Below are 25566 nucleotides of genomic sequence, written 5' to 3'. Positions count from 1 at the left end.
CCCTGCGGATGCATGACCCAGCAAGAGGACAGGCCGTTGTCGCGCTATCAAGCCGCTGAGATCGAACCGAAATGGCAAAAGGCCTGGGACGAGGCCAAGGTGTTCCGCGCCGAACGCGCCGAGGACAAGCCCAAGTATTATGTGCTCGAGATGTTCCCCTACCCGTCGGGACGCATCCATATCGGCCATGTCCGCAACTACACGATGGGCGACGTGATCGCGCGCTACAAGATCGCGACGGGCCATAACGTGCTGCACCCGATGGGCTTTGACGCGTTCGGGATGCCGGCGGAAAACGCCGCGATGGCCAATGGCGGCCACCCCAAGGACTGGACCTATTCCAACATCGACACGATGGTCGAACAGATGAAGCCGCTTGGCTTCGGCCTCGACTGGTCGCGCATGTTCGCCACCTGCGACCCGGAATATTACGGCCAGCAGCAGGCGCTTTTCCTCGACTTCCTGGAAAAGGGCCTCGTCTACCGCAAGAACGCCGTCGTGAACTGGGACCCGGTCGACATGACCGTGCTGGCCAACGAACAGGTCGAGGACGGGCGCGGCTGGCGTTCCGGCGCGCTGGTGGAACGGCGCGAACTGACCCAGTGGTTCTTCAAGATCTCCGATTTCTCGGACGAATTGCTCTCCGCGCTCGACACGCTCGACAACTGGCCCGCCAAGGTGAAGACCATGCAGGCCAACTGGATCGGCAAGTCGCGCGGGCTGCAATTCTCCTTCTCGCTCGTCGACGCCCCCCACGGCCATGACCGGGTCGAGGTCTACACGACCCGCCCCGACACGCTGATGGGCGCCTCCTTCGTCGGCATCTCCCCCGATCACCCGCTCGCGAAAGAGCTTGAGCGCGACAATCCGGACGTCGCCGCCTTCTGCGAAAAGGCCCGCCAGGGCGGCACCACCGAAGAGGCGATCGAAAAAGCCGAGAAGATGGGCTTCGACACCGGCCTCAAGGTCCGTCACCCCTTCGACACGGCCTGGGAACTGCCCGTCTACATCGCCAATTTCATCCTGATGGATTACGGCACCGGCGCGATCTTCGGCTGCCCCGCCCATGACGAGCGCGACCATGAATTCGCGACCAAGTACGGGCTGGACATCATCCCCACCTTCGAACCCGTCGAAGGGGAATATCCCGATGGCGCCTTCGTCCCTGCCAAGACCGAGAAGGTCCGCTACATCAAGAGCTTCGCCGGCGAGGAAATCCAGACCGGCAACGAGGCCGTGGATGCCGCCGTGGACTTCTGCGAACAGAACGGCGTCGGCCAGGGCGTGACCAAGTTCCGCCTGCGCGACTGGGGCCTCTCGCGTCAGCGCTACTGGGGCTGCCCGATTCCCGTCGTGCATTGCGAAACCTGCGGCGTGGTCCCCGAGAAGAAGGAAAACCTGCCGATCCAGCTGCCCTATGACGAGGGCGACAAGCCGATCGACTTCTCCATCCCCGGCAACCCGCTGGACCGTCACCCGACCTGGCGCGACTGCGACTGCCCGTCCTGCGGCGCGCCCGCGAAACGCGAAACCGACACGATGGATACCTTCGTCGATTCGTCGTGGTATTTCGCCCGCTTCACCGCCCCCCGCGCCGACACGCCGACCAACATGGCCGACGCGGAATACTGGATGAACGTGGACCAATATATCGGCGGCATCGAACACGCGATCCTGCACCTGCTCTATGCCCGCTTCTTTGCCCGTGCGATGAACATCTGCGGCCACCTGCCCGAAACCGCGAAGGAACCCTTCGACGCGCTCTTCACCCAGGGCATGGTGACCCACGCGATCTTCCAGACCAAAGACGGCAATGGCCGCCCCGTCTACCATTACCCCGAGGACGTGGAGCTGCGCGACGGCAAGGGCTTCCTCAAGGACGGCACCGAGGTCGAGATCATCCCCTCCGCCAAGATGTCGAAATCCAAGAACAACGTGGTCGACCCGGTCCAGATCATCCAGCAATACGGCGCCGATACCGCCCGCTGGTTCGTCCTGTCCGACAGCCCGCCGGAGCGTGACGTGGAATGGACCGCCGCCGGGGCCGAGGCCGCCTCGAAACACCTGGCCCGGGTCTATCGCCTCGCCGCCGAACTGGACGACGCCCCCGCGAATGCAGAGGCCGACCAGCAGCTCCTGCGCGAGATGCACAAGGCCATCCATGACGTGACCGGCGGCGTCGAAAGCTTCGGGTTCAACGCCTCCATCGCCAAGCTCTACGGCTTCACCAACACCATCGCCAAATCCAGGGCGGGGGCAGAGGCCAAGCGCGAGGCGCTGAAGACGCTGGCGCAGCTGATGTCGCCCATGACCCCGCACCTCGCCGAAGAGATCTGGCAGACGCTCGGCGGCGAAGGCCTCATCGCGCAGGCCCCCTGGCCCGTCGCGGACGAGGCGATGCTGGTCGAGGATACGGTCACCATGCCGATCCAGATCAACGGCAAGCGCCGCGGCGAAATCGAGGTGCCCAAGGACATGGACAAGGCCGAGGTTGAAAAACTCGCCCTGGCCAACGATGCTGTGCAAAGGACGCTGGACGGGGCCCAGCCCAAGAAGGTCATCGTTGTCCCCGGACGGATCGTGAATGTCGTCATGTAACCGACGCAAAGCCCTGGCCTGGCTGGCCGCGACCCCGGTCGCGGTCGCCCTGTCGGCCTGCGGCTTCACCCCGGCCTACGGGCCGGCGGGCGGCGCGTCGCGCCTGACCGACCGGGTCGAGGTCTCGGAACCCTCGACCACCGAAACCTACCTCATGACCCGCCACCTGGAGGATCGCCTGGGCCGGACGGACACGCCCGATTACCGGCTCTCCTACGACCTGGCGCTTTCCGAGGAACGGATCGCGATCACCGCCAACAACATCACCCGCCGGTTCAACCTGGTCGGCACCGCCACCTACAAGCTGGAAACGCTGGACGGCCGGGTGATCACCGAAGGGTCGGTGGAAAACTTCGCGGGCTATTCTGCCACCGGCTCCACCGTGGCGACGCGGGCCGCCCGGCGCACCGCGCAGGAACGGCTGACCACGATCCTGGCCGATGACATCGTCACCCGCCTGATCGCCGCCGCGCCCTCGGCCTGAGGGGCGCGGGGATGAAACTCAACGCCCGCGACGCTTCCGGCTATTTCGCCCGACCCGACCCGGACAAGACCGGCCTGCTGATCTACGGCGCCGACGGGATGCGCATCGCCCTGAAACGGCAGGAGGTCATCGCCGCGCTTGTCGGTCCCAAGGGCGAAGAGGAAATGCGCCTGTCCCGCATGCCCGCCGCCGAAATCCGCCGCGACCCCGCCATGCTGTCCGACGCGATCAAGGCCGTGGGCTTCTTCCCCGGCCCCCGCGTCGTCTTTGTCGAGGACGCAACCGAAGCGCAGGCCCCCGCCATCCTGCCCGCGCTGGAAGACTGGCAGCCGGGTGACGCGCAGGTGGTCATCACCGCCGGCCAGCTGAAACCGACCTCGAAACTGCGCAAGTTCTTCGAAGGTCACAAGAACGCCTATGCGGCCGCGATCTACGACAACCCGCCCACCCGGGCCGAGATCGAGGCCGAACTGTCCCGCGCTGGCCTGCGCAATCTGCCGCAAGAGTCACTGCGCGATCTGTCGACGCTGGCCATGGCGCTCGATCCCGGCGATTTCCGCCAGACGCTGGAAAAGCTGGTCCTCTACAAGCATGGCGACGAATCGCCGGTCATCCCCGAGGACATCGCCGCCGTCGCCCCCGCCACGACCGAGGCCGAGATCGACGAGATGCTCGATATCGTGGCCGAGGCCAAGACCGGCGAAATCGGCCCCCTAATGCAGCGCCTGCGCGCCCAGGGGGTGCAGCCGGTCTCGCTCTGCATCGGGATGATGCGCCACTTCCGCACCCTCTACGCCGTCGCCGCAGCACCCGGCGGCCCGGCCGAAGGCATCGGCCGCGTCCGCCCCCCGATCTTCGGACCGCGCCGCGACCTGGTGCTGCGCCAGGCCCAGAACTGGGGCGCGCCGAAACTTCAGGACGCGCTGACCGCGATCACCGAAACCGACCTCGCCCTGCGCTCCGCCGCCCAGACCGCGCCGCAGATGGCCCTGGTGGAACGCACGCTGATCCGGCTCGCCATGATGGCCCGCCGCTGATCCAGGCCGCGCCCGTCGGCATTTTGAGTATTTATGGCAAGATGAAGCAGGGGATCGCGCCCCTCTCCACCGCGCGCGCCCCCTGGGATGGCGCGCCAACCCCCAGCTTCACCTTGCCAAAATACTCCCGCCGGAGGCGGCGCGGCCCCTCAGCCCTCGTGACGCAGGGTCAGGAAAAACCACGTGGATTTTTCCCCTCTCATCCTGTCTGCTCCGTCCAGAAAAAGGGAGGACACATCATGTACACCGTCATCGGCGCCGCGCAGAATCGCACGTTCCGCGTCATCTGGATGCTGGAGGAGATCGGAGAGGCCTATGACCGCATCCGGGCCAAGCAGCACACGCCGGAAATCCTGAAATACACCCCGATCGGCAAGATGCCGGTGCTGGTGGAGGATGGCGAAGCGATTTCCGACAGCGCCGCGATCCTGACCTACCTCGCCGACAAGCACGGCAAGCTGACCGCGCCCGCCGGCACCATCGCGCGGGCCAAGCAGGATGCCGTGACCTTCCAGGTTCTCGATGACCTCGAATCGATCATCTGGTCCGCCACCCGCCACGGCTTCATTCTGCCCGAAGAGCGCCGCGTCGCGGGCGTCAAGGACACCGCCAAATGGGAATGGGAGCGGAACCTGAAAGGGATCGAAGCCCGGTTCCAGGGCCCCTTCGTCATGGGCGACGAGATGACGATCACCGATATCCTGCTGACCCATACTCTGGGCTGGGGCCGCGGCGCGAAATTCCCTGTCAGCGATGCGATGGTTGATTACATGAAGCGGATGGGCGCCCGCGACGCCTATTCGCGCGCTGTCGCGTCGGAAAAGGAAGCCGCGTAATCGGCAGCCGCGCGGCCGGCCCACAGGCCGGTCGCCAGGCAGGCTGTCAGAAGGTAGCCGCCCGTCGGCGCCTCCCAGTCCAGCATCTCTCCGACCGCAAAGGTGCCGGGGCGATCGCGCAGCATCAGCGACGGCTCAACCGCGTCGAAGCGCAGCCCACCGGCGGTGGAAATCGCCTGGTCCATCGGCAGCACCCCCTGGTGCCGGATCGGCAGCGCCTTGAGCAGCGGGGCCAGGTCATCGGGCAAGGGCCGGCCGAATTCCATCAACAGTGACCGTTTCGCCGGGTCCAGCCGCAGGTTGCGCCGCAGGTGCGAGGCCAGGCTGTCGCCGCGCCGCCGCCGCGACAGCTTTGCGCGCAGCCGGTCCAGCGGGATGTCCGGGGCCAGGTCCATGACCAGCGGCGCGCCATCGCGCAGGGCACGGGACAGCGCATAAATGCCCGCCCCTTCCAGCCCCTTGCCGGTGATGACGCATTCGCCCCGGCTCTGCAGGTCGCCCGCGGTAAGCGCAATGGCCTTCAGCGGCGCGCCGAATTGCGGCTCCATCTTCTCCGACCAATGAACCGACAGGCCGACATTGGCGGGCCGGAACGGCGCGACCCGGTCCCCGAATTGCCGGGCCCATACCCCGTCAGACCCCAGACGCGCCCAGCTGGCCCCGCCCATGGCCATCACGGTGACATCCGCCGCGACGCGCTGCGGACCATCGGCCGTGTCAAACATGGCATCCGCCCCGTCCCATCCGGTCCAGCGCCAGCGGGTCCGGGTTTCAACGCCCATGTCCCCCAGCCGCCGCAGCCAGGCGCGCAACAGGGGCGAGGCTTTCATCGCCTGCGGAAAGACCCGACCGGTGGTCCCGGTGAAAAGCGGCTGTCCCAGCTCCTCGGCCCAGGCGCGGACCTGCGCCGGGCCGAACGCCTCAAGCATCGGGCGCAGGGCGAGGGCGGCGTCTTCGTAGGCAGCCAGGAAAGGTTGGAGCTCTTCGTCCTTGGTGAGGTTTAGCCCCGACTTGCCCGCCATCAGGAACTTGCGCGCCAGGCTGGGACGGGCTTCGGCCACGGTGACGGACAGGCCGGCGCGGGCCATGGCCTCTGCCGCCATCAGACCTGCCGGTCCGCCCCCGATCACCAATCCTGTTGCCACGTCGTCGCCTTCCCGTTTCGCTCTACCTGCGATGCGGCGGGGGGAATGACAAGGGCGATCCGCTCTGCCACCCTGTCGATCCAGCCAAGGCCCAAACGATGAGCGACGACCCGATCTGCCCCCTCTGCCTGCGCCCGATCCCCGAGACGGCGAAATCCTCGTTGCATCACCTCGTTCCCAAGCTGAAGGGTGGCAAGGGCGGGCCGGTCATCCGGGTGCACCAGATCTGTCACAACGAGATCCACGCCACCCTGACCGAGGCCGAGCTGGCCCGCGATTACGACACGCCCGAGAAGCTGAGGGCGCATCCGCGGCTGGCGAAATTCTTTGCCTGGGTGGCAAAGCGCCCGCCCGGGTTCCATTCCAAGACACCGGGCGGGCGGCGCAAGCGGCGCTAGGGGCGGGGCGGCGCGAACCGATATCGCACCGACGCAATACCGACGTCATACCGACGTGATACCGATGCCCGTTTCGGCCCTAATTTCAGGCCCGTTTCAACCTTGGCACATGGCCTTGATTCCGGCGGCGATCTCGGGCTTGGCGGCCAGCGTGTCGGCGCAGATCCCGCGCGCCGTTTCCAGCAGATCCGCCGGGTCGACGATGCGGTCGACGAGCCCGTAGGTCAGCGCCTCTTCGGCGGGGATCTTCTGGCCGCCCATCAGGATCATCTTGGTCCGCGCCGGCCCGATCAACGCCGCCATCCGCCCCGGATCGGAGGGTTGCGGCAGATAGCCCAGCTTCATCACGGGGTAGAAGAATTTCGCCCCCGGCACGGCCAGGCGGATGTCGCAGGCCAGCGCCATGCCCATGGCGCCCCCGGCCAGCGTGCCGTTCAGCGCGGCGATGGTCAGACCCGGCGCGGCGGCCACCGCCCCCGACAACCGTTCCCAGAGCGGAGAGGTCGCAAGCCCCGCCCGCGCTTCCTCCAGATCGGCTCCGGCAGAGAACACCTTGCCCCGTCCCGTCAGGATGATCGCGCGAGAGTCTTTCGCGTTTTCAAAGGCTTCGGCCAGGTCCGACAGCATCTCTCCGGTCAGGGAATTGGCCTTGTCCTGGCGGTCGATGGTGATGATCGTCAGCGCGTCCTCGCGCGCGATCTCGATCATTTGATGACCCCGATCCGGCGGCGCACCCCTTCGTCACGCAGCGAGATCTCTTCGCCCAGGTGGCCATCCGCCTCGGGTCCACACATCCACAGCAGGGCGCGGGCGGGCCATTCGGGGGGAATGTGGTCTTCCCAGTTCAGCTCGCTCACCGGGTTGACGCCGCTGGCCTTGATGTCGCGCTGCATCTGGGTGGCCACGGTGCCCGGCGACAGGCCCATGATCCGCATGCCCTTGTCGGCGGCTTCCAGGTGCGCGGCGCGGGTCAGCATCGCCGCCCCGGCCTTGGAGGTGCAATAGGCGCTCCAGCCTTCCAGCGGGCTATGCGCGGCGCCTGAGGAAACGGTGATGATCGTGCCGCCGCCCCCGGCCATCATCACCGGCATCGCAGCACGGAAGCCATTGAAAACGCCCTTGATATTGACGTCGATTACCTGACCCCACTCATCCGGATCGGCATCCACGAGATGGGTGATCGGCTGCAGGATCCCGGCATTCCCGATCAGGATGTCCAGCTGTCCGAAGGCCTCCAGAGCGGCATTCACGGCAGCCTGGACCTCCCAGTAGCGGGAGATGTCGCAGGGCACGGCCACCGCGTTCTCGCCGATCTCTCCGGCCAGTTCGGCAATCGCTTCGCCGTTTCGGGCCAGCAGGACGACCTTGGCCCCCGCTTCGGCAAAGACATGGGCCGCAGCGGCACCGATGCCGCGGCTCGCGCCAGTAATCATGGCCACTTTTCCGGTCAAATCCGTCATCGCCTGTCCTTTCGGTTCGATGGTTGTGCCGTTGGTAATCCTTCGCCGATGTCAAGGTAAAGCTTCCCATGACTTGACGGGCGGAACTCTACCCCGGATCCTGTGCGCAATACTTGACTCATGAGGATCATTGTAGATGTCGAAATTGTTTCAACCCCTTGCGACCGGGGCAATAATCGCCGCGATGTCGGGTCCGGCCCTGGCCGATGTCACCCCGTCCGACGTGTTCGCACAATGGACGCAATACGCCGATGCCTTCGGCTACCAGTCCCTTTCGGAGCCCGAGATGCAGGGCGACAACCTGTTCTGGCCCGAGTTCTCCATGTCCATGGAGATTCCCGCCGATCCCGATGCCGACATGACCGGCGGCATCCTGACCCTGACGATGGAAAACGTCGCCATGACCGAACGCGGCGATGGAACCGTCGCCATCGAGGTGCCTGAAAGCTCGACCATGACCGTGGTCGGCGACGGCTTCAACGGAGAGGATTTCACCCTCACCGCGACGCTGACCGCCGAGGGTTATGATATGGTCGCCTCCGGCACGCCGGACGACATCACCTACGATTTCGATTCCGTCCGCATCGGCATCAGCCTGGACGAATTCGACGGCAAGAACGGCACCTTCCCGACCCCGGGCGAGATGTCGGTGATCCTCGAAGGCATGGAGGGCCAAAGCCGCGTGACCTCGGCCGGGTTGATCCAGGCGATGCAGGATTTCTCAATCGTCAAAGTGGCTTACAACATCGACGTGACCAGCCCGAAACCGGATGAGCCGGGCTTCTTCAAGTGGATCGGTGAAAGCCGTGGCATCACCTCGACGGCCAGCGGGACCTTCCCGCCGGACATGGACATGACCGACATGGTCGCCGCGATCGAGGCCGGCTACGCGGTGGACGGTCAGATGACCTATACCGGCGGCAACTCGGTGATGGATTTCTCGGACGACGAGACCTCGTTCAAGCTGTCCACGATTTCCGAGGGCGGCACGTTCGACATCGCCATGTCGGCAGCCGGGATGACCTATGATTTCCTGGTCAACCAGCTGAACTTCACCGCCGAAGGGTCGGACATCCCTTTCCCGATCCGGTCGGGCATGGCCGCCTTCGGGCTGGGTATCTCGGTGCCGCTGATGGCATCGGACACCGATCAGACCTTCGGCGCGAGCCTGACCCTGACCGAGGTGGAGCTGCCCCCCGAGGTCTGGATGATGGCCGATCCGGGCAATGCCCTGCCGCATGATCCCGTCACCGCCGAACTGGACGTGTCGGGTGTCGGCAAGCTTTTCGTCGACCTGATGGACGAGGAAGAGATGAGCACGCTCGGCATGACCGGCGGCGTGCCCGGCGAAGTGTCGAAACTGGTCATCGAAAAGCTGCTGATCAGCGCGGCCGGCGCAACCATCGCCGCCGATGCCGACCTGGACGTCGACAATTCCGCGCAAAGCATCTTCGACTCCGACATGCCCGCGTTTGGCGGCACCGCCAACCTGCGGCTGACCGGGGTGACCGGCCTGATCGACAAACTGTCCCAGATGGGCCTGATCCCGCCGGGTCCGGCGATGATGGCTTCCGGCATGGCCAAGCAGCTGGGAAAGGTCGAAACCGGCCCGGATGACCTGTCGGCGGATGTCGTTCTGACCAAGGAAGGGTCGCTGACCGTCAACGGCAATCCGATCCCGCTGCAATAACAGCCAAACCCCTGATACGCCCCGCGCCGGACCCTTTCGGCGCAGGGCTTTGTCGTCCGCAGCCTTGTTTCCCGCGCGGTTCACCGCTACCTCGGTAGGGCTGCAAAAGGATGCGAAATGACACTGGACCTCACCGATCTGACAACCCGAATGCTGGATGCCGCACGGCGCGCCGGGGCCGACCAGGCCGATGCGCTGGCGCGGGATGGCTCTGCCACCTCGATCGGGGTGCGCGCGGGCAAGCTGGAAGAGGCGGAGCGGTCCGAAGGCGTCGAGATCGGATTGCGCGTGCTGGTGGGGCAGCGGCAGGCCTGCGTGTCGTCCTCGGACCTGCGCGATGACGCGATGACCGAGATGGCGGAACGCGCCGTCGCCATGGCCCGCGAAGCCCCCGAGGACCCCTATGTCGGCCTGGCCGGGGCCGATCAGCTGGGCGATCCGGCAAGTGTCGACGCGCTGGACCTCTGGGATGACAGCGCCGAACCCTCGCCGCAGGACATGTTGCAGGACGCTCTGGCCGCCGAAGAGGCCGCCCTGGCCGTTGACGGTGTCACGCAGGTGCAATCCGCGGGCAGTTCCTACGGGTTCAGCCGCGTCTACCTGGCAGCGACCAACGGCTTCGGCGGAGGCTACAAGCGGACGCATCGCCAGACCTACTGCACGGCCATTGCAGGGACCGGCACCGGGATGGAGCGGGACAGCGACGGCGACATGCGCCTGCACCAATCCGACCTGCGAAGCCCGCAGGAGATCGGACAGAAGGCCGGCGAACGCGCCGTGGCCCGCCTGAACCCGGTACAACCCAAGACCGGGCGCTATCCCGTTCTGTTCGACGAACGCATCAGCGGCAGCCTGATCGGCCACCTGCTGGGCGCGGTGAACGGCGCGGCCATCGCCCGGGGTGCATCCTTCCTGCGCGACCACCTGGGCAAACAGGTCCTGCCGGAGGCACTGTCGGTGATCGAGGATCCGCATCGCGCGCGCATCCCCGGATCCCGCCCCTTCGATTCCGAGGGTCTGGCGACGCGCAAGCGGGCCATCGTGGAAAATGGCATGCTGACGGGCTGGACGCTGGACCTCGCCACCGCGCGCAAGCTGGGCATGAGCTCGACCGGGAACGCGGCGCGGGGCCTGTCCTCTCCGCCCTCGCCCAGCAACTGGAACATCGCGCTGACCCAGGGCGAGGCGACCCGCGAGGACCTTATCGCGCAGATGGGCACCGGGTTCCTCGTGACCTCGCTGATCGGGTCGACGATCAACCCCAACACGGGCGATTATTCGCGCGGTGCGGCGGGGTTCTGGGTCGAGAACGGGAAGATCTCGCACACTGTCAGCGAAGGCACGATTGCCGGTAACCTGATCGAGATGCTGGCCCGGATCATCCCTGCCAACGACGCGCGGACGCATCTGAGCCACGTCGTCCCGTCGATCCTGATCGAGGACATGTCGATTGCCGGTCAGTGATCCCGCCCAGGACCTTGCGCTGCTGACAGAGGCGGCACGGGCGGCGGGCCTGACCGCCTTGCAATTCACCACCGGGCGCAACCGCAAGTGGGAAAAGCCCGACGACCTTGGCCCCGTGACCGAGGCCGACCTGGCCGTGAACCGTCTGCTGGAAGACAAGCTCCGCAGCGCCCGGCCCGATTACGGCTGGCTGAGCGAGGAAAGCGAAGACGGCGATGCCCGCCTGTCGCAATCCCGCGTCTTCATCATCGACCCGATCGACGGCACCCGCAGTTTCATCGACGGCTCTCCCGCTTGGGCGCATTCGCTGGCCATCGCCGAAGACGGCGAGGTGATCGCCGCCGCCGTCTACCTTCCGGTGAAGGGCAAGCTTTATGCCGCAGCCCAAGGCCGGGGGGCGTATCTGAACGACCGGCCCTTGCGGGCCTCTCCGCGCGATCAGCTGCACGGGGCACGGTTGCTGGCCGCCAAACCCAATTACGACAGCCGCCACTGGCCCGGCGGCGTGCCCGACGTGTCGCGCCATTACCGCCCTTCGCTGGCATATCGCCTGTCGCTGGTGGCAGAGGGGCGCTATGACGCGATGCTGACCCTGCGCGACAGCTGGGAATGGGACATCGCCGCCGGCGATCTGATCCTGCGCGAGGCCGGGGCGGTCACCACCGACCGCAGGGGCGCGCCACTGCGGTTCAACAATGCCCACCCGCAAGTTGACGGTGTCGTCGCGGCGGGGCCCGATCTGCATGGTGAAATCCTCAGCGCCCTGGGTTATACCGCGAGTTAAGCACCCCTTGCTATCAGGGCCCCATTCCGGCCCCCGCAACGGGGCCAAACGCTTGACCTGCCACGGCAAAGCCCGCAGGTTCGCGATGATCCAGGGCGCCGGTGACCCGGCCCGAACCCAAGGAGGCTGACCCATGACGCAACGCCTGCACCTCGTCTTTGGCGGAGAGCTGGTCGATCCGACCAAGAACGTGTTCAAGAATGTCGAGGATATCCAGATCGTCGGCATGTTCCCCGATTATGCCTCGGCCTACGATGCCTGGAAGGCAGAGGCACAGCGCACGGTCGATAACGCCCATATGCGGTTCTACATCGCGCATATCCACCGCCTGCGCGACGAAGAGGCGGCGGCGTCCTCGACCGAAGAACTGGGATCGTAAGGGTTGCCGTCGGCCTCGCGCCGCGCCCCGGGCGCGATCGGGTCCGGCGAAGACCTGCCTCCGCGTCCCGAGGGGCCGTTGATCTGGGCCCATGCCGCCGACCCTGACAGGGCCCCGGCGCTGGCCCAGCTTGCCGTGCGCGCAGCCGGGCAATGGCCGGATATCACGATGGTGATGACCCAGTGCCACGATCAGCCGATCCAGGCCAAGCTGCCCCGCCACGTGATCCCGCAGCAATTGCCCGACGACAACACCGCGCCCAGCCGGAAATTCCTGGCCCATTGGCAGCCCGACATTTGCATCTGGCATACCGGGCACCTGCGTCCCACCCTTTTGAACCAGACCCTGCAGAAGGGCGTACCCACCCTGCTGATCGACGCGACCGAAGACGGGTTTCCCGAACAGCGCCTGCGGTGGAGCCGGCGCGGCGAACGCAATGTCATCACCGGGTTCGAGGCGATCTTTGCCCGTTCAGCCAATGCCGCGAAGCGCCTCACCCGGCTGGGGGCGAACCCGGAAAAGATCGACGTGACCGGCCCGCTGCAGGAAGGCGCCGCCGCAATCCCCTGCAACGAGGCGGAACGCACCGAACTGGCGGAAAGCCTGGCGACCCGGCCGATCTGGCTGGCCGCGATGGTGCAGGCGGACGAGCTGAACATGGTGATCGAGGCGCATCGCCGTGCCATCCGGTCGGCCCACCGGCTGATGCTGATCCTGGTGCCTCAGGATATCGACAGCACCTCTGCCATGGTGGCGGAACTCGAGGCCCAGGGCCTGCGCTATGTCCGCTGGTCCGCGGGCGGCTACCCGGAAGAAACCACCCAGGTGCTGCTGGCCGACACCTACGGCGAGATGGGGCTGTGGTACCGGCTGGCGCCGGTGACGCTGATGGCGTCCTCGCTGACGACGGGTCACGGCGGCCGTGATCCTTACGAACCGGCCGCGCTTGGCTCTGCCATCGTCTATGGCCCCAATGTCTCGCGCCACCTGTCCAGCTATTCGCGCTTTGCCCGAGCGGGCGCTGCGCGGCTGGTACGGGATGCACCGTCGCTCGCCGCGGCCATCTTGCGTCTCAACGCACCGGATCAGGCCGCCGCCATGGCACAGGCGGCCTGGGATGTCGCGACCGAGGGCGCGGAGGTCACCGACAAGGTGCTTGAGAAGATCGAGGAGATCCTGGACCGGAGGTCGCTGTCCAATGCAGGCGCCTGACTTCTGGTACAATCCGCCCGAACGGCCCGGCCTGCGCGCGCGTGTGCTGTCTCCGCTCGGGCGTCTTTACGCGGCGGCGACGGCGCGACGTCTGGCTGGCGGCACACCTGAAATGGTCGGGGTACCGGTGATCTGCATCGGCAATATCAATGCCGGCGGGACCGGAAAGACACCGACGACCATCGCCCTGATGCAGATGCTGGCCGATCTGGGCATCGCCGCCCATGTCGTATCGCGCGGCCATGGCGGGCGGCTGGAAGGACCCGTGCGGGTGTCAGAGCGCGAACATACGGCAGCGGATGTTGGCGATGAGCCCTTGCTGCTTTCCGCCTTCGGTCCGGCCTGGGTCGCCAGGGACCGTGTGGCGGGGGCGCGGGCGGCAGTGCAGGATGGCGCGCAGGCGATCCTGCTGGATGACGGGTTTCAGAATCCCGGCCTGGCCAAGGACCTGTCCATCGTCGTGGTGGATGCGCGGCGGGGGTTCGGCAACGGGCTTTGCCTGCCTGCCGGACCGCTGCGGGAGCCGGTCGAAACGGGGCTGGCGAGGGCCGATCTGTTGCTGTCCATCGGGGACGAGGCCGCGCAGGCCAAACTGGCCGCGACCCTTCCCCCGTTGAACATTCCTCATGTCACGGGGCAGCTCGACCCGCTTCAGACCGGGATGGACTGGACGGCGACACCTTTCCTCGCCTTCGCGGGGATCGGGCATCCGGAAAAGTTCTTCGCCACCCTGCGAGGGCTCGGTGCGCAGCTGATCCATGCCGAAGGTCTGAGCGACCATCAACCCTTCACCCCTGCCCTTCTGGCCCGGTTGGAACGCGACGCGATCCGCCATCGGGCCCAGCTGGTGACCACGGAAAAAGACGCAGTCCGACTGCCAAAAGAGTTCCGGCCAAAGGTCCTGACCCTTCCCGTACGCCTACGTATAGAAAACCCGGACCCGATGCGCGACGCGTTGCGCGCGCTCTTCCCGGCTTGACGCTTCGGCGCCACTGGCCCAGATCAGGGACATGACAAAGACGCTTCTTTCCCTTGGCCACGGCTTTTCCGCCCGCGCCCTTTCCGAGTTGCTGCTGCCGCAGGGCTGGGTCATCCACGGCACCACCCGCAGCGCCGACAAGGCAGAGGCGCTGAAGCAGGAGGGCATCGTCCCCCATGTTTTCCCCGGCAATCTGAGCGGCCCGTTGGAAGAGGCGACGCATCTGCTGATCTCGGCCGGGCCGGATGCGGAGGGCGACCCGATGCTGCGGCATCTGAAGGATGACATCACCCGGATCGCGCCCCGGCTGGAATGGGCCGGCTACCTGTCGACGACGGGTGTCTACGGCAACCACGATGGTGGATGGGTCGACGAGGATACGCCGCTGACCCCGTCCACAAGGCGTGGCAAGTGGCGCGTCGCAGCAGAGGCGGAATGGCAGGCGATCCCCGATCTACCGCTACATATCTTCCGGTTGGCGGGTATTTACGGCCCCGGCCGTGGGCCGTTTTCCAAGGTGCGCAACGGCACGGCACGGCGGATCATCAAGCCTGGTCAGGTTTTTTCCCGCATCCATGTCGAGGACATCGCGCAAGTCCTGGCCGCTTCGATCGCCCAGCCCGATCCCGGGGCGATCTACAACATGTGCGACGACGACCCGGCCCCGCCGCAGGACGTGATCGCCCACGCCGCAGAGCTTCTGGGGCAGCCACTCCCGCCCGAGGAAGATTTTGAGACCGCCGAAATGACGCCCATGGCCCGGAGCTTTTATGCCGAAAGCAAGCGGGTCAAAAATGACAAGATCAAGACAGACCTTGGCGTCCGACTGATCTACCCCACATACCGAGAGGGGCTGGCAGCGTTGCTGGACCTGGAAAAAGCGCAACAGGGTTGAACCGGCGGGGCTTTCCGTGCGTTGCCCTCTCATGACGATGGCATCCATGACCGATACAGCGACCGCACCGCAGCCCAGCCCAGGTGCGAACCTGCGCAGCCTCACCGACATCCTGGACGCGTTGCAGAACGCCGAGCGGGACGAGAAAATCTCTGTCCGCTCGATCCTGGAGGAGATCGGGGTGCGCAGTTTTGCCCCGGTGATCCTGGTCCCTGCGCTGATCCTGGTGTCGCCGCTATCGGGGATTTTCGGCCTGCCCACGCTTGGGGCGATCTTCATCTTCCTGATCACCGTTCAGAAACTGGCGGGACGGTCCCATGTCTGGATGCCGGAATTCCTAAAGAAGCGCGAGATACCGACCAAGCGGTTGGACAAGGCCATCGAATGGCTGCGCAAACCCTGCGCCTGGATCGATAACCGCACACACAAACGGTTGACGGCGCTGGTGTCGCGACCCGCGAACATCGTCACATTGCTGACGATCATCGCGATCACGATCATCATCCCCTTCCTCGAGGTGCTGCCGATGGTCACGTCGATCTTTGCCGTCGCGATCTCGCTCTTCGCGGTTGGGCTACTGGCGCGGGACGGGCTGTTCACTCTTCTGGGCTATATCCAGGTCGGGCTGAGCGCTGCCGCCGTGCTCTGGCTGATTTCCTGAGGCCCCGTAGCGCCTCAGGCCTTCTTCTGCGACACCTGCGCGACCCCCAGCACCTCAAGCACCTTGGCCTCGATATCCGGGGCGTTCAGCTTGGCGGTGGCGTACATGTCCGCGGGGCTGGCCTGGTCGATGAACGTATCGGGCAGAACCATAGACCGGAACTTGAGCCCGTCGTCAAAGACGCCCTCATCCGACAGAAGCTGCGCAACGTGCGAGCCAAAGCCGCCGACGGCGCCTTCCTCGATCGTGATGAGCGCCTCGTGATCGGCGGCCAGTTGCAGGATCAGGGCGCGATCCAGCGGCTTGGCAAAACGCACATCGGCGACGGTCGGCGTGATGCCGCGGGCGCGCAGCGATTCTGACGCGGTCATGACCTCGCTCAGGCGGGTGCCGAAGGACAGGATCGCGACGCGGGCGCCCTGCTGGATCATCCGGCCCTTGCCGATTTCCAGAACCTCACCCTTTTCCGGCATCTCGACGCCCGAGCCCTCGCCGCGCGGATAGCGGAAGGCGATCGGTCCGTCGTCATGGGCCGCGGCGGTGGCGACCATGTGCATCAGCTCTGCCTCGTCCGCGGCGGCCATGACAACAAAACCGGGCAGGTTGGACAGGTAGGCCGTGTCGAAGCTGCCGGCATGGGTGGCCCCATCTGCGCCCACCAGACCGGCGCGGTCGATGGCGAAACGCACCGGAAGCCGCTGGATCGCGACGTCATGCACGACCTGGTCATAGCCGCGCTGAAGGAAGGTCGAATACATCGCGCAGAACGGTTTCAGGCCACCGGCGGCCAGACCGGCCGAAAAGGTCACGCCATGCTGTTCGGCGATGCCGACATCGAAGGTGCGCGACGGGTAGCGTTCGACCATCAGGTTCAGACCGGTGCCATCCGGCATCGCGGCGGTCACCGCACAGATGCGCGGATCTTCTGCGGCGAGACGTACCAGTTCCTTGCCGAAGACCGAGGTGTAGGAGGGCGCGTTGGAGGGCGCCTTTTTCTGCTCTCCGCTGACGACGTCGAACTTGGCCGTGGCATGCCCACCATCGCGGGCCTTTTCGGCGGGCGCGTAGCCCTTGCCCTTCTTGGTGACGATATGGATCAGCACCGGCCCGGTGGCGCGTGCCTTGACCGTCCGCAGGACCGGCAGAAGCTGGTTGAAATCGTGACCATCAATGGGGCCCACGTAGGAAAAGCCCAGCTCTTCGAACAGGGTGCCGCCGACGGTCATGCCCTTCAGCATTTCCTTGGCCCGCTTGGCGCCTTGCTGGAAGGGCGGCGGCAGAAGCGACACCGCCCCCTTGGCAGCGGCCTTGAATTCCTGGAACGGATCGCCCGCATAGAGCCGCGAGAGGTAATTGGACAGCGCCCCAACCGGCGGCGCGATGGACATCTCGTTGTCGTTCAGGATCACGATCATGCGCTTGCCGAGCGAGCCGGCATTGTTCATCGCCTCGAAGGCCATGCCCGCGCTCATCGCGCCGTCACCGATCACCGCGATGGCGTCGCCGATACCGTGTTCCGGTGCGCCGCCCAGATCCCGCGCCACGGCAAAGCCGAGAGCCGCGGAAATCGAGGTGGAGCTATGCGCCGCGCCGAAGGCGTCAAAGGGGCTTTCGGCGCGCTTGGTGAAGCCGGACAGCCCGTCCTTCTGGCGGATCGTACGGATACGGTCGCGGCGGCCGGTCAGGATCTTGTGCGGGTAGGTCTGGTGCGACACGTCCCAGATGATGCGATCGCGCGGCGCATTCCAAAGGGCATGCAGCGCGACGGTAAGTTCCACAACGCCCAGGCCAGCCCCGAGATGGCCGCCGGTTTCCGACACGGCCGAGATCGTCTCGGCCCGCAATTCATCGGCCACCTGGCGCAATTGCGCATCGGTCAGGCGTTTCAGATCGCTCGGGTCCCGGACCTGGTCCAGCAGCGGGGTGTTGGGTCGTTCGCTCATGATGCCCTCCCGGGGCAGATCCTAGCTTTGCCGCGCAATAACGAAGCGGGCTGCATCCCGCAAGCTTTCGGCGGCGTCACCATAGGGCGCGAGCGCATCGCAGGCCTCGGTCACGAGGCGTTTGGCCTCTGCCTTGGCGCCATCGAGACCGAGCAGCGAGACGAAGGTGGCCTTGCCCGCCTCGTCATCCTTGCGCAGGCGTTTGCCGGTGCGGGCCTCATCGCCCTCTATGTCCAAGATGTCGTCGGCGATCTGAAAGGCAAGGCCAAGCGCGCGTGCATAATGTCCCATGGCGGCGGGATCGGCGCCGGCCATGATCGGCCCGGACTGGGCGGACCATTCGATCAGCGCGCCGGTCTTCTTGGCCTGAAGCTCGGTGATCTGAAGCAGGGTCAGCGGGGTTTCCGCGGTTTCGGCGGCGATATCCATCGCCTGCCCCTGCACCATACCCAGCCCGCCCGCGGCCCGCGCCATCGACGCGGTCAGGGTCACGACCCGGTCGGCGGGCAGATTGGCATGGGCCAGCAGATCGAAGGCGAGGGTTTGCAGCGCATCCCCGACCAGGACAGCGGTCGCCTCGTCCCATTTCACGTGGACGGTGGGCTGGCCGCGGCGCAGGTCGTCATCGTCCATGCAGGGCAGGTCGTCGTGGACAAGCGAATAGGCATGCATCGCCTCGATCGCGGCGGCGGCATCCAGCGCAGGCGCCGGATCGACCCCGTGCAGGCCCGCGCCCTCGACCACGAGGAAAGCACGCAACCGCTTGCCCCCATCGGTGGCGTGTCGCATGGCCGCGCCGATCTGTCCGGCCATGGGTTCCAGCGCCGCATCCAGCCGTGCAGAGACGGCGGTTGCAACATCGGCAATCCGCGTTTCGAACATGTCAGAGCCCGTCGGCTGGCTTGGTCCCCGTGGCGTTTCCGTCGGCATCGGCGGTGATCGCCTCGACCTTTTCCTCGGCGGCCTTCAGGCGGTCTTCGCAGCGCTTCTTCAGGGCCGCACCACGTTCGTAGAGCTTGATCGAATCCTCGAGCGGGACGTCGCCGCGTTCCAGCTGGCCGACGACCTGTTCAAGTTCGCGCATCGCCTCTTCGAAGGTCATTTCCTCGACCGGTTTTGCATCGCTCATGGCGCGGCTCCTCTGGCTGTGTCCGGCGGCACCATAGGGGCTGCGGCGCGGGGGTTCAATTCGCGATCAACCCGCCCCGGCGGCAATCAACTCGTCCACGTGCAGGGCCGCCGACGCGGCCAGCGCGTCCAGGTTGTAGCCCCCTTCGAGGCAGGACACGATCTTGCCACCACACAGGTCTGCCGCGGCTTGGGCCAGCTGCGCGGTGATCCAGCCGAAATCCTCGGTCGACAATTCGATCCCCGCCAGAGGGTCCTCGACATGGGCGTCGAACCCGGCGGACAGGATCAGGAGTTCGGGCTGGAAATCGCGCAGGATCGGGATGATCCGGTTCGCCAGGATCTTGCGATACAGGTCGCCATCGGTGCCGGTCGACAGCGCGATATTGGTGATCGTGCCATGCGGCCCGGTTTCCTGCGGCGCGCCGGTGCCGGGATAAAGCGGCATCTGGTGGGTCGAAACGAAGCGGATTCGCGGATCGTTCTTCACCAGATCTTCGGTCCCATTGCCGTGATGCACGTCGAAATCGACGATCGCGACGCGGGACAGGCCGTGGTGGTCCAGCGCCCGCTTGGCCGCGATGGCCACGTTGCCGAACAGGCAGAACCCCATGGGCGAGGCGGTTTCCGCGTGGTGCCCCGGCGGACGCGTGGCGACGAAGGCATTCTCCACCTCACCGCCCAGCACCATGTCGACCGCCTTGACCGCGCCGCCGACGGCCCGGTAGGCGGCAGTCAGCGATCCCGGCGACATGAATGTGTCGGCATCCATCTGCACGAAACCATCCTCCGGCCCCGAGGACTTGATCCGGTCCAGGTAATCCTGCGGATGGGTCATCAGGATATGCGCGTCCTCTCCCATCGGGGCATCGAGGCGCAAAAGGTCCTTTCCCTCCAGCGCCTTGAGCACGTAGTGCAGGCGCGCCACCTGTTCGGGATGGCCATCGGGATTGACGTGGTCGATGCAGTCGGGGTGGGTGAGTAAGGCTGTGGTCATGGCGATACCCTAGACGCGGCGGGCGCGGCCCGGCAAGCGCCATCGCGCGTCAGTCATGCACCAGCATGTAGCCCTCGCCGCGCACCGTCTGAAGGTAGCGGGGCTGCTTGGGATTGGCCTCGATCTTGCGGCGCAGACGGGTGATCTGTACGTCCACCGCGCGTTCCTGCGCCTGACCATCCTTGCCCGCACCACGTCCCAGTTCCTCGACCAGTCGCGTACGGCTGAGGGGTTCGTTCGCATGGGCCGAGAAGATGCGCATCAATTGCACCTCGTTCCCGGTTAGGCGGACGGGTGCCTCGCCCTGCCACATCTCACCCTTGTCGATGTCATAGCGCACATCCCCCATCGTCAGGACACGGGGCGCGACCTTGGCCTCGACCGGTTCGGGCATGCGGCGCAGGATGGCGTTGATCCGCAGCAGAAGCTCTTTCGGTTCAAACGGCTTGGCCAGGTAGTCATCGGCCCCGGCTTCCAGCCCAGCGATCCGGTCCTTGGTTTCGTCCCGCGCGGTCAGCAGCAAGATCGGGGTGGCCATACGTTCCCGCAGGGCGCGGGTCAGGGCGACACCGTCTTCGCCCGGCATCATCACGTCCAGCACGATCAGGTCGAATTCCAGCCCCTCCAGCAGACGTCGCGCATGGGCCGCATCGCGGGCAGAGGACACGAGGAACCCGTTGCGCTTGAGGTATCGCGCCAGAAGATCCCGGATGCGCTCATCGTCATCCACGATCAGCAGATGCGGCATCGGGTCGATCATGCGCCCCCCTCGCGCAGGGCGGAATAGATGCGGCGCAGTTCCGGGTCCATCATCGCCTCGAGCACCTGGCGGAAGCCGGCCACGGCCTCGGGCCCGGCGCGGCGATAGGCGGCGCGCATCTGGGCGCGCTGCGCTTCGGACAGTCGGGTTTCCAGCGCGGTGCCTTCTTCGGTGAGGTAGAGATGACGTTCACGTTTGTCGGCCACGCCGACCCGGCTTTCGACCAGCCCGTCCTCGATCAGGGTTCGCAGCACCCGGTTCAGCGATTGCTTGGTCACGCCCAGGATCGTCAGCAGACGATTGACGTTCATCCCCGGAGACCGGGCAATGAAATGCAGCGCCCGGTGATGCGCCCGGCCATAGGAAATCCCTTCAAGGATCTGGTCCGGCGCAGAGGTAAACCCCCGATAAGCAAAGAACATACCTTCGATGCCCTGGCGTAGCTGCTCATCCGTGAGGAATAGCAGGCTCTCTCCCATATGCGCGTCACTCATGGTCCACCGTTCACAAACTGCCCTGATTTTCGTCATGTTATGTCAGTCTTGTTGACATTCCAAGGGCCAACTGTTAGCGAGTCGCAGAATTTGCGCAATTTTATGTCCATGTCGGACCGATCTGGCGCAACAAATGCAAAGGTGAAAAAGATGGATGGATCTTACGAAGACCGCGACGGCACGATCTGGATGGACGGCAAGCTGATCGACTGGCGCGATGCGAATGTACACCTTCTGACCCATGCGCTGCATTACGCCTCTTCGGTGTTCGAGGGCGAGCGGTGCTACAACGGCAAGATTTTCAAGGGTGTGGAGCATTCCGAACGGCTGCGCAAATCTGCCGAGATGCTGGATTTCGAGATCCCCTATTCGGTCGAGGAGATCGAGAAGGCCAAGTACGAGATGCTTAAGGCCAATGGCTGGACCGACGCCTATGTCCGTGCCGTCGCCTGGCGTGGGGCCGGCCCCGACATGGGTGTCAGCGCCGCCCGCAACCCCGTCCGCCTTGCCATCGCCGGCTGGGAATGGGGCAATTACTACGGTGACGCCAAGATGAAGGGCGCCAAGCTCGATATCTCCAAGTGGAAGCGTCCCTCACCGGAAACGATCCCCGTTCATGCCAAGGCCGCCGGTCTCTACATGATCTGCACCATGTCCAAGCACGCCGCCGAGGCGAAGGGCTGTTCCGACGCGCTGTTCATGGATTATCGCGGCTACGTGGCCGAAGCGACCGGGGCCAACATCTTCTTCGTGAAGGATGGCGAAGTGCATACGCCCAAGGCCGATTGCTTCCTCAACGGCATCACCCGCCGCACCGTGATCTCGATGCTCGAGGAAAAGGGCATCAAGGTGCACGAGCGTCACATCATGCCCGAGGAAATGGAAGGCATGGAGCAGTGCTGGCTGACCGGCACCGCCGCCGAAGTCACGCCGGTGGGCCAGATCGGCGATTACAATTTCGAAGTCGGGGCGCTGTGCCGCGACATCTCGGAAAGCTACGAAAAGATGGTTCGCGCGTAACGCCGGACATCCTTTGACACGGAAAAGGCGCGGGGTCGGTCCCGCGCCTTTTTTCGTTTCTGTGCCCCTGCGGAGCGCGATTGGTCAGCTCACGCGACCGTGGTGGACACGTCGACATTGCCGTCGACCGCGTTGGAATAGGGGCAGATCTTGTGGCCGGCATCGGCGATGGCCTTGGCCTCTTCGCCGCTCAGGCCCGGCATGGTCACCTTGAGATCGACCTTCAGGCCAAAGCCGCCATCGTCGCGCGGCCCGATCCCGACAGTCGCCTCGACCGTGGTGTCAGCAGGCACGGATTTCAGCGACTTGTCCTGCGTCGTCGCGAATTTCATCGCGCCGATATAGCAAGCCGCATAGCCCGCCGCGAAAAGCTGTTCCGGGTTATTCCCCTTGCCGCTGCCGCCCATTTCCTTGGGCGATGCCAGGCCCAGCTCCAGCGCGCCGTCATCCACATTGACCTGACCGTCGCGACCGCCCGTTGCGGTGGCCGTGGTGCTGTAGACGGGATTGATGGACATGGTGATCTCCTTTTATCGCTTCCGATTGTATCGTGTACGATTGAAATAAGTCTCCGCCTTCGACAGGTCAAGCCTTGCGATTAAATCGCGTACGATTTATTTTACCGATATGACCCAGACCAAAATCGGCACCCAGGACATGCTGTGTTTCGCGCTCTACTCCGCGAACAATGCGATCAATCGTCTGTACCGGCCCCTGCTGGCAAAGCTGGGGCTGACCTATCCGCAATACCTGGTGCTAGTCTCCCTTTGGTCGGAAGACGGCAAGACGGTCGGCCAGTTGGGACGGGAGCTGGGCCTGGAATCCAACACGCTCACCCCCCTGCTGAAACGCATGGGAGAGGGCGGTCTGATCACGCGCAAACGCTCCAGCCAGGATGAACGCGTGGTCGAGGTGTCGCTGACCGACAAAGGCCGCGCGATGCAATCGGAGGCCGGAGAGGTCGCTGCCTGTGTCTACGAGGCCATGGGCCTGGCGCCGGACGAATTGATGGAATTGCGGGACCGGATCTTTCAGCTGCGGGACGAGGTCGCGTCGCGCACGCCCTGATCAGCCTTCGGCGTCGGGCGGTGTCCCCATCTGGCGCGCCCGTTCCTCGGCTGCGGCCAGCCCGGCCTCGATCCCCTGGGCCACGGGCATTTCCTTCATCGCGATGAGACCCGCAGCGGTCGTGCCCGCGTAGTCGATCATCGCCTGGACCTGGTCCGACGGTTTTTCCGGCCAGGTCGACAGCGCCTCGCCCGAGGCCTTGAACAACTGGCGCACGGCACGATCCGCGACCTCTGGCGGCATGCCGCGGGAGGTTGCGAAATCGTTCATGCAGGCGGCGAAATAGGCGACAAAGCCCGGCACCGGCCCGGTCAGCGCGCAGAAGGTATCCATCAGCGCCTCGTCCGTGACCTCGTCGACCACACCGCAGGGGGCGAATGTCGCGTGCAGCATCTCGCGGTCCGCATCGGTCACCGCATCAGTCGCGCAGAAGGCCGAATGGGCCAGCCCGAGTTCGGCCACGGGGGACGACATGCCGCGCGCAATCCGGGTCGCACCTGTCTTGGCGGCCATCGCCTCGATCGTGATCCCGGCCATGACGGAGGTGATCAGCCGATCCGGGGCGTGGACCTCAAGCGCCGGGAACAGCGCCGGCGGGACGGAGAGCAGGATGACATCGCAGGCCTCTGCAAGGTCCTGGGCCTTCGCGGTCACCGTAACATCCGGCCAATCCTCGAACCCGTCGCGGCGCCCGTCCCTATTGGCGATCCACAGGTCGGACGGAGCGACGCCTCCGTGGTTCAGATGGGCCAGCGCGATCGCCCGCCCCAATGCGCCGCTTCCGCCGACAATACCCAGTTTCATGGCCATCCTCCCCTTGGCTGGACCCTGAATGAAATGATCCCCGGGACAGGCCCGGGGATCAAGGATCAGGTCGCGCTGACCTGAATTTCGAACATGGCCGGAGACCTCAGCCCGGCGACATGCCCCGCAGGCGTTCCGACCGGCGGCGCAGCAATTCAACCGTGGTCAGCAGCGCGATGGAGATCACCACGAGGATCGTCGCAACGGCGAGGATCGTGGGCGAGATTTGCTCGCGCAGGCCGATGAACATCTGCCAGGGCAGCGTCTTCTGCGCGGCCGAGCCGACGAAGAGCACCACGACGACCTCGTCAAACGATGTGATGAAGGCGAACAGACCACCCGAGATCACGCCCGGCAGGATCAGCGGCATCTGCACCCGGAAGAAGGTCGTCACCGGGTCCGCACCCATGTTGGCCGCCGCGCGGGTCAGGGACCGGTCGAAACCAACCAGCGTTGCCGTCACCGTGATGATGACGAAGGGGATGCCCAGAACCGCGTGGGCCAGGATCACCTTGATATAGCCCACCAGGCCCTTGGACATGCCCAGCGTACCTTCAAGGAAGTTGCCCAGCGTGGAGTAGAAGAAGAACATGCCGGTGGCCGAGATGATCAGCGGCACGATCATCGGCGAGATCAGGACCGCCATGATCGCCCGGCGCCCGGGCACGTGGCTCTGCGACAGACCGATGGCTGCCAGCGTCCCCAGCGAGACCGAGATGATCGTCGCGATCGGTGCGATTACCAGCGAGTTCTTCAGCGCCAGCTGCCAGTCGTCGGTTTCGAAGAAGTCACGGTAATGCTTCAGCGAATAGCCTTCGGGATCGAGGCGCAGCATCTCGGGCGTGAAGGTGAAGAAGTCCTCGGCGTTGAACGACAGCGGCAGGACCACAAGGATCGGCGTGATCAGGAAGATGAAGATCGCCCCGCAGATGAACAGGAAGAAGTTCCACCACAGCGTCTGACCCGGCGTCGAGTAGATCGGCACGTCGTCGCGATAGGTCCCGCGACCGATCCAGTAGGCGAACCAGCTGATGATGGCGCCGATGATCGCACCGCCGACCGCACCGCCCAGGCCGCCGAACAGCAACCCGATCACGGCGAAGGCGATGATGACGCCCCAGCGGCCTATCGACTTTTTGGGCACCATCTCGTTCAGCCCATAGGCGAGGCCGGCGCCGATCAGGGTGCCCAGCACCAGGCCGATCCAGGGCGAGCCGATCACGTTGCCGGTGAGGAAGCCGAGGATGAGGCCCAGGCCTGCCACGACGGGCAGGGTGAAGGACATCATGTCGGGACGGCCGGTCTTGATTACGAGTTCTTCTGACATGTC

At 65.4% G+C, this 25566-nt stretch carries 27 protein-coding genes; 15 read left to right on the top strand and 12 right to left on the bottom strand.

The genetic code is table 11. From position 1 onward, the window contains the following. Positions 1-36 precede the first annotated feature (36 nt). The 4 genes from leuS to ATO9_RS00645 all read left to right on the top strand — a co-directional run bounded on the left by leuS (position 37) and on the right by ATO9_RS00645 (position 4955). Positions 37-2598, top strand: a complete 2562-nt coding sequence (gene leuS, locus ATO9_RS00660) for a leucine--tRNA ligase (protein WP_043743727.1) — start codon at positions 37-39, stop codon at positions 2596-2598. Continuing rightward, positions 2585-3082 carry an LPS assembly lipoprotein LptE gene (gene lptE / locus ATO9_RS00655; protein WP_043743725.1) on the top strand — a complete coding sequence of 166 codons (498 nt, stop codon included), beginning with the start codon at positions 2585-2587 and terminating at the stop codon, positions 3080-3082. Before leuS ends, lptE begins: the two co-directional genes overlap by 14 nt. An 11-nt stretch (positions 3083-3093) precedes the next feature. Further along, positions 3094-4119: a DNA polymerase III subunit delta gene (holA, locus tag ATO9_RS00650; RefSeq protein WP_043743723.1), complete on the top strand. Its 1026-nt coding sequence runs from the start codon at positions 3094-3096 to the stop codon at positions 4117-4119. Positions 4120-4358: 239 nt separating this feature from the next. Continuing rightward, positions 4359-4955, top strand: a complete 597-nt coding sequence (locus ATO9_RS00645; RefSeq protein WP_043743721.1) for a glutathione S-transferase family protein — start codon at positions 4359-4361, stop codon at positions 4953-4955. Here ATO9_RS00645 and ATO9_RS00640 read toward each other — a convergent pair. After that, the gene (locus tag ATO9_RS00640) at positions 4916-6100 is read right to left on the bottom strand and encodes a TIGR03862 family flavoprotein (RefSeq protein ID WP_043743719.1); all 1185 of its coding nucleotides are present in this window, start codon (positions 6098-6100) and stop codon (positions 4916-4918) included. The two genes, ATO9_RS00645 and ATO9_RS00640, sit on opposite strands and share 40 nt — an antisense overlap. A 98-nt stretch (positions 6101-6198) precedes the next feature. On the opposite strand from ATO9_RS00640, the gene ATO9_RS00635 reads away from it, so the two are divergent. Beyond that, on the top strand, positions 6199-6498 hold the full coding sequence (locus tag ATO9_RS00635; protein ID WP_043743717.1) for a hypothetical protein: 300 nt from the start codon (positions 6199-6201) through the stop codon (positions 6496-6498). 96 nt (positions 6499-6594) lie between these two features. On the opposite strand, the gene ATO9_RS00630 is transcribed toward ATO9_RS00635, so the two are convergent. Together ATO9_RS00630 and ATO9_RS00625 are read right to left on the bottom strand one after the other, a co-directional pair. Continuing rightward, positions 6595-7206, bottom strand: coding sequence for an enoyl-CoA hydratase/isomerase family protein (locus tag ATO9_RS00630; protein ID WP_043743716.1), 612 nt, complete (start codon positions 7204-7206; stop codon positions 6595-6597). Further along, positions 7203-7958 (bottom strand): SDR family oxidoreductase, encoded by a 756-nt coding sequence (locus tag ATO9_RS00625; protein ID WP_043743714.1) that lies wholly within the window; start codon positions 7956-7958, stop codon positions 7203-7205. Before ATO9_RS00625 ends, ATO9_RS00630 begins: the two co-directional genes overlap by 4 nt. Before the next feature lie 136 nt (positions 7959-8094). Between ATO9_RS00625 and ATO9_RS00620 the strand changes: the two genes are divergently transcribed. The 8 genes from ATO9_RS00620 (at position 8095) to ATO9_RS00585 (ending at position 16022) form a co-directional block, all read left to right on the top strand. Then, positions 8095-9648 (top strand): DUF2125 domain-containing protein, encoded by a 1554-nt coding sequence (locus ATO9_RS00620; protein WP_043743711.1) that lies wholly within the window; start codon positions 8095-8097, stop codon positions 9646-9648. A gap of 117 nt (positions 9649-9765) precedes the next feature. Continuing rightward, entirely contained in the window at positions 9766-11112 is a 1347-nt protein-coding gene (locus ATO9_RS00615) for a TldD/PmbA family protein (protein WP_043743708.1), read from the top strand. Next, the gene (locus ATO9_RS00610) at positions 11099-11896 is read left to right on the top strand and encodes an inositol monophosphatase family protein (protein ID WP_043743703.1); all 798 of its coding nucleotides are present in this window, start codon (positions 11099-11101) and stop codon (positions 11894-11896) included. Before ATO9_RS00615 ends, ATO9_RS00610 begins: the two co-directional genes overlap by 14 nt. Before the next feature lie 133 nt (positions 11897-12029). Next, positions 12030-12275 carry a DUF4170 domain-containing protein gene (locus tag ATO9_RS00605; RefSeq protein ID WP_043743702.1) on the top strand — a complete coding sequence of 82 codons (246 nt, stop codon included), beginning with the start codon at positions 12030-12032 and terminating at the stop codon, positions 12273-12275. A gap of 3 nt (positions 12276-12278) precedes the next feature. Next, positions 12279-13487 (top strand): 3-deoxy-D-manno-octulosonic acid transferase, encoded by a 1209-nt coding sequence (locus tag ATO9_RS00600; RefSeq protein ID WP_043743697.1) that lies wholly within the window; start codon positions 12279-12281, stop codon positions 13485-13487. Further along, positions 13474-14466 (top strand): tetraacyldisaccharide 4'-kinase, encoded by a 993-nt coding sequence (lpxK, locus tag ATO9_RS00595; protein ID WP_043743694.1) that lies wholly within the window; start codon positions 13474-13476, stop codon positions 14464-14466. The genes ATO9_RS00600 and lpxK overlap by 14 nt, the downstream gene beginning before the upstream one ends. A 31-nt stretch (positions 14467-14497) precedes the next feature. Then, positions 14498-15361 (top strand): SDR family oxidoreductase, encoded by an 864-nt coding sequence (locus ATO9_RS00590; protein ID WP_043743691.1) that lies wholly within the window; start codon positions 14498-14500, stop codon positions 15359-15361. Between the two features lie 46 nt (positions 15362-15407). Next, a complete protein-coding gene (locus tag ATO9_RS00585; protein WP_238318643.1) occupies positions 15408-16022 on the top strand; it encodes an exopolysaccharide biosynthesis protein in 615 nt (204 codons plus the stop codon). A gap of 14 nt (positions 16023-16036) precedes the next feature. Here ATO9_RS00585 and dxs read toward each other — a convergent pair whose 3' ends face one another. From dxs to ATO9_RS00555, 6 genes are all read right to left on the bottom strand, one after another. Then, a complete protein-coding gene (dxs, locus tag ATO9_RS00580; RefSeq protein WP_043743689.1) occupies positions 16037-17965 on the bottom strand; it encodes a 1-deoxy-D-xylulose-5-phosphate synthase in 1929 nt (642 codons plus the stop codon). 21 nt (positions 17966-17986) lie between these two features. After that, entirely contained in the window at positions 17987-18847 is an 861-nt protein-coding gene (locus ATO9_RS00575; protein WP_043743687.1) for a polyprenyl synthetase family protein, read from the bottom strand. Position 18848: 1 nt separating this feature from the next. Continuing rightward, positions 18849-19094, bottom strand: coding sequence for an exodeoxyribonuclease VII small subunit (locus ATO9_RS00570; RefSeq protein ID WP_043743684.1), 246 nt, complete (start codon positions 19092-19094; stop codon positions 18849-18851). Positions 19095-19160: 66 nt separating this feature from the next. Further along, a complete protein-coding gene (locus tag ATO9_RS00565) occupies positions 19161-20090 on the bottom strand; it encodes a histone deacetylase family protein (RefSeq protein WP_043743681.1) in 930 nt (309 codons plus the stop codon). A 49-nt stretch (positions 20091-20139) separates the two neighbouring features. Continuing rightward, positions 20140-20850 (bottom strand): response regulator, encoded by a 711-nt coding sequence (locus ATO9_RS00560; RefSeq protein WP_043743680.1) that lies wholly within the window; start codon positions 20848-20850, stop codon positions 20140-20142. Next, the gene (locus ATO9_RS00555; RefSeq protein WP_043743677.1) at positions 20847-21344 is read right to left on the bottom strand and encodes a MarR family winged helix-turn-helix transcriptional regulator; all 498 of its coding nucleotides are present in this window, start codon (positions 21342-21344) and stop codon (positions 20847-20849) included. Before ATO9_RS00555 ends, ATO9_RS00560 begins: the two co-directional genes overlap by 4 nt. Before the next feature lie 150 nt (positions 21345-21494). On the opposite strand from ATO9_RS00555, the gene ATO9_RS00550 reads away from it, so the two are divergent. Beyond that, entirely contained in the window at positions 21495-22364 is an 870-nt protein-coding gene (locus ATO9_RS00550) for a branched-chain amino acid aminotransferase (protein WP_043743674.1), read from the top strand. An 89-nt stretch (positions 22365-22453) separates the two neighbouring features. On the opposite strand, the gene ATO9_RS00545 is transcribed toward ATO9_RS00550, so the two are convergent. Further along, positions 22454-22882, bottom strand: coding sequence for an organic hydroperoxide resistance protein (locus ATO9_RS00545; RefSeq protein WP_043743671.1), 429 nt, complete (start codon positions 22880-22882; stop codon positions 22454-22456). Between the two features lie 109 nt (positions 22883-22991). Between ATO9_RS00545 and ATO9_RS00540 the strand changes: the two genes are divergently transcribed. After that, on the top strand, positions 22992-23432 hold the full coding sequence (locus tag ATO9_RS00540) for a MarR family winged helix-turn-helix transcriptional regulator (RefSeq protein WP_043743668.1): 441 nt from the start codon (positions 22992-22994) through the stop codon (positions 23430-23432). On the opposite strand, the gene ATO9_RS00535 is transcribed toward ATO9_RS00540, so the two are convergent. Both ATO9_RS00535 and ATO9_RS00530 read right to left on the bottom strand, forming a co-directional pair. After that, a complete protein-coding gene (locus tag ATO9_RS00535; protein ID WP_238318642.1) occupies positions 23433-24236 on the bottom strand; it encodes a pyrroline-5-carboxylate reductase family protein in 804 nt (267 codons plus the stop codon). Between the two features lie 106 nt (positions 24237-24342). Next, positions 24343-25563 carry an ABC transporter permease gene (locus tag ATO9_RS00530; protein ID WP_043743664.1) on the bottom strand — a complete coding sequence of 407 codons (1221 nt, stop codon included), beginning with the start codon at positions 25561-25563 and terminating at the stop codon, positions 24343-24345. Positions 25564-25566 lie beyond the last annotated feature (3 nt).

This window comes from Pseudooceanicola atlanticus (assembly GCF_000768315.1).
GTDB lineage: Bacteria > Pseudomonadota > Alphaproteobacteria > Rhodobacterales > Rhodobacteraceae > Pseudooceanicola > Pseudooceanicola atlanticus.
This window is presented reverse-complemented; position numbering and strand designations above follow the sequence as displayed.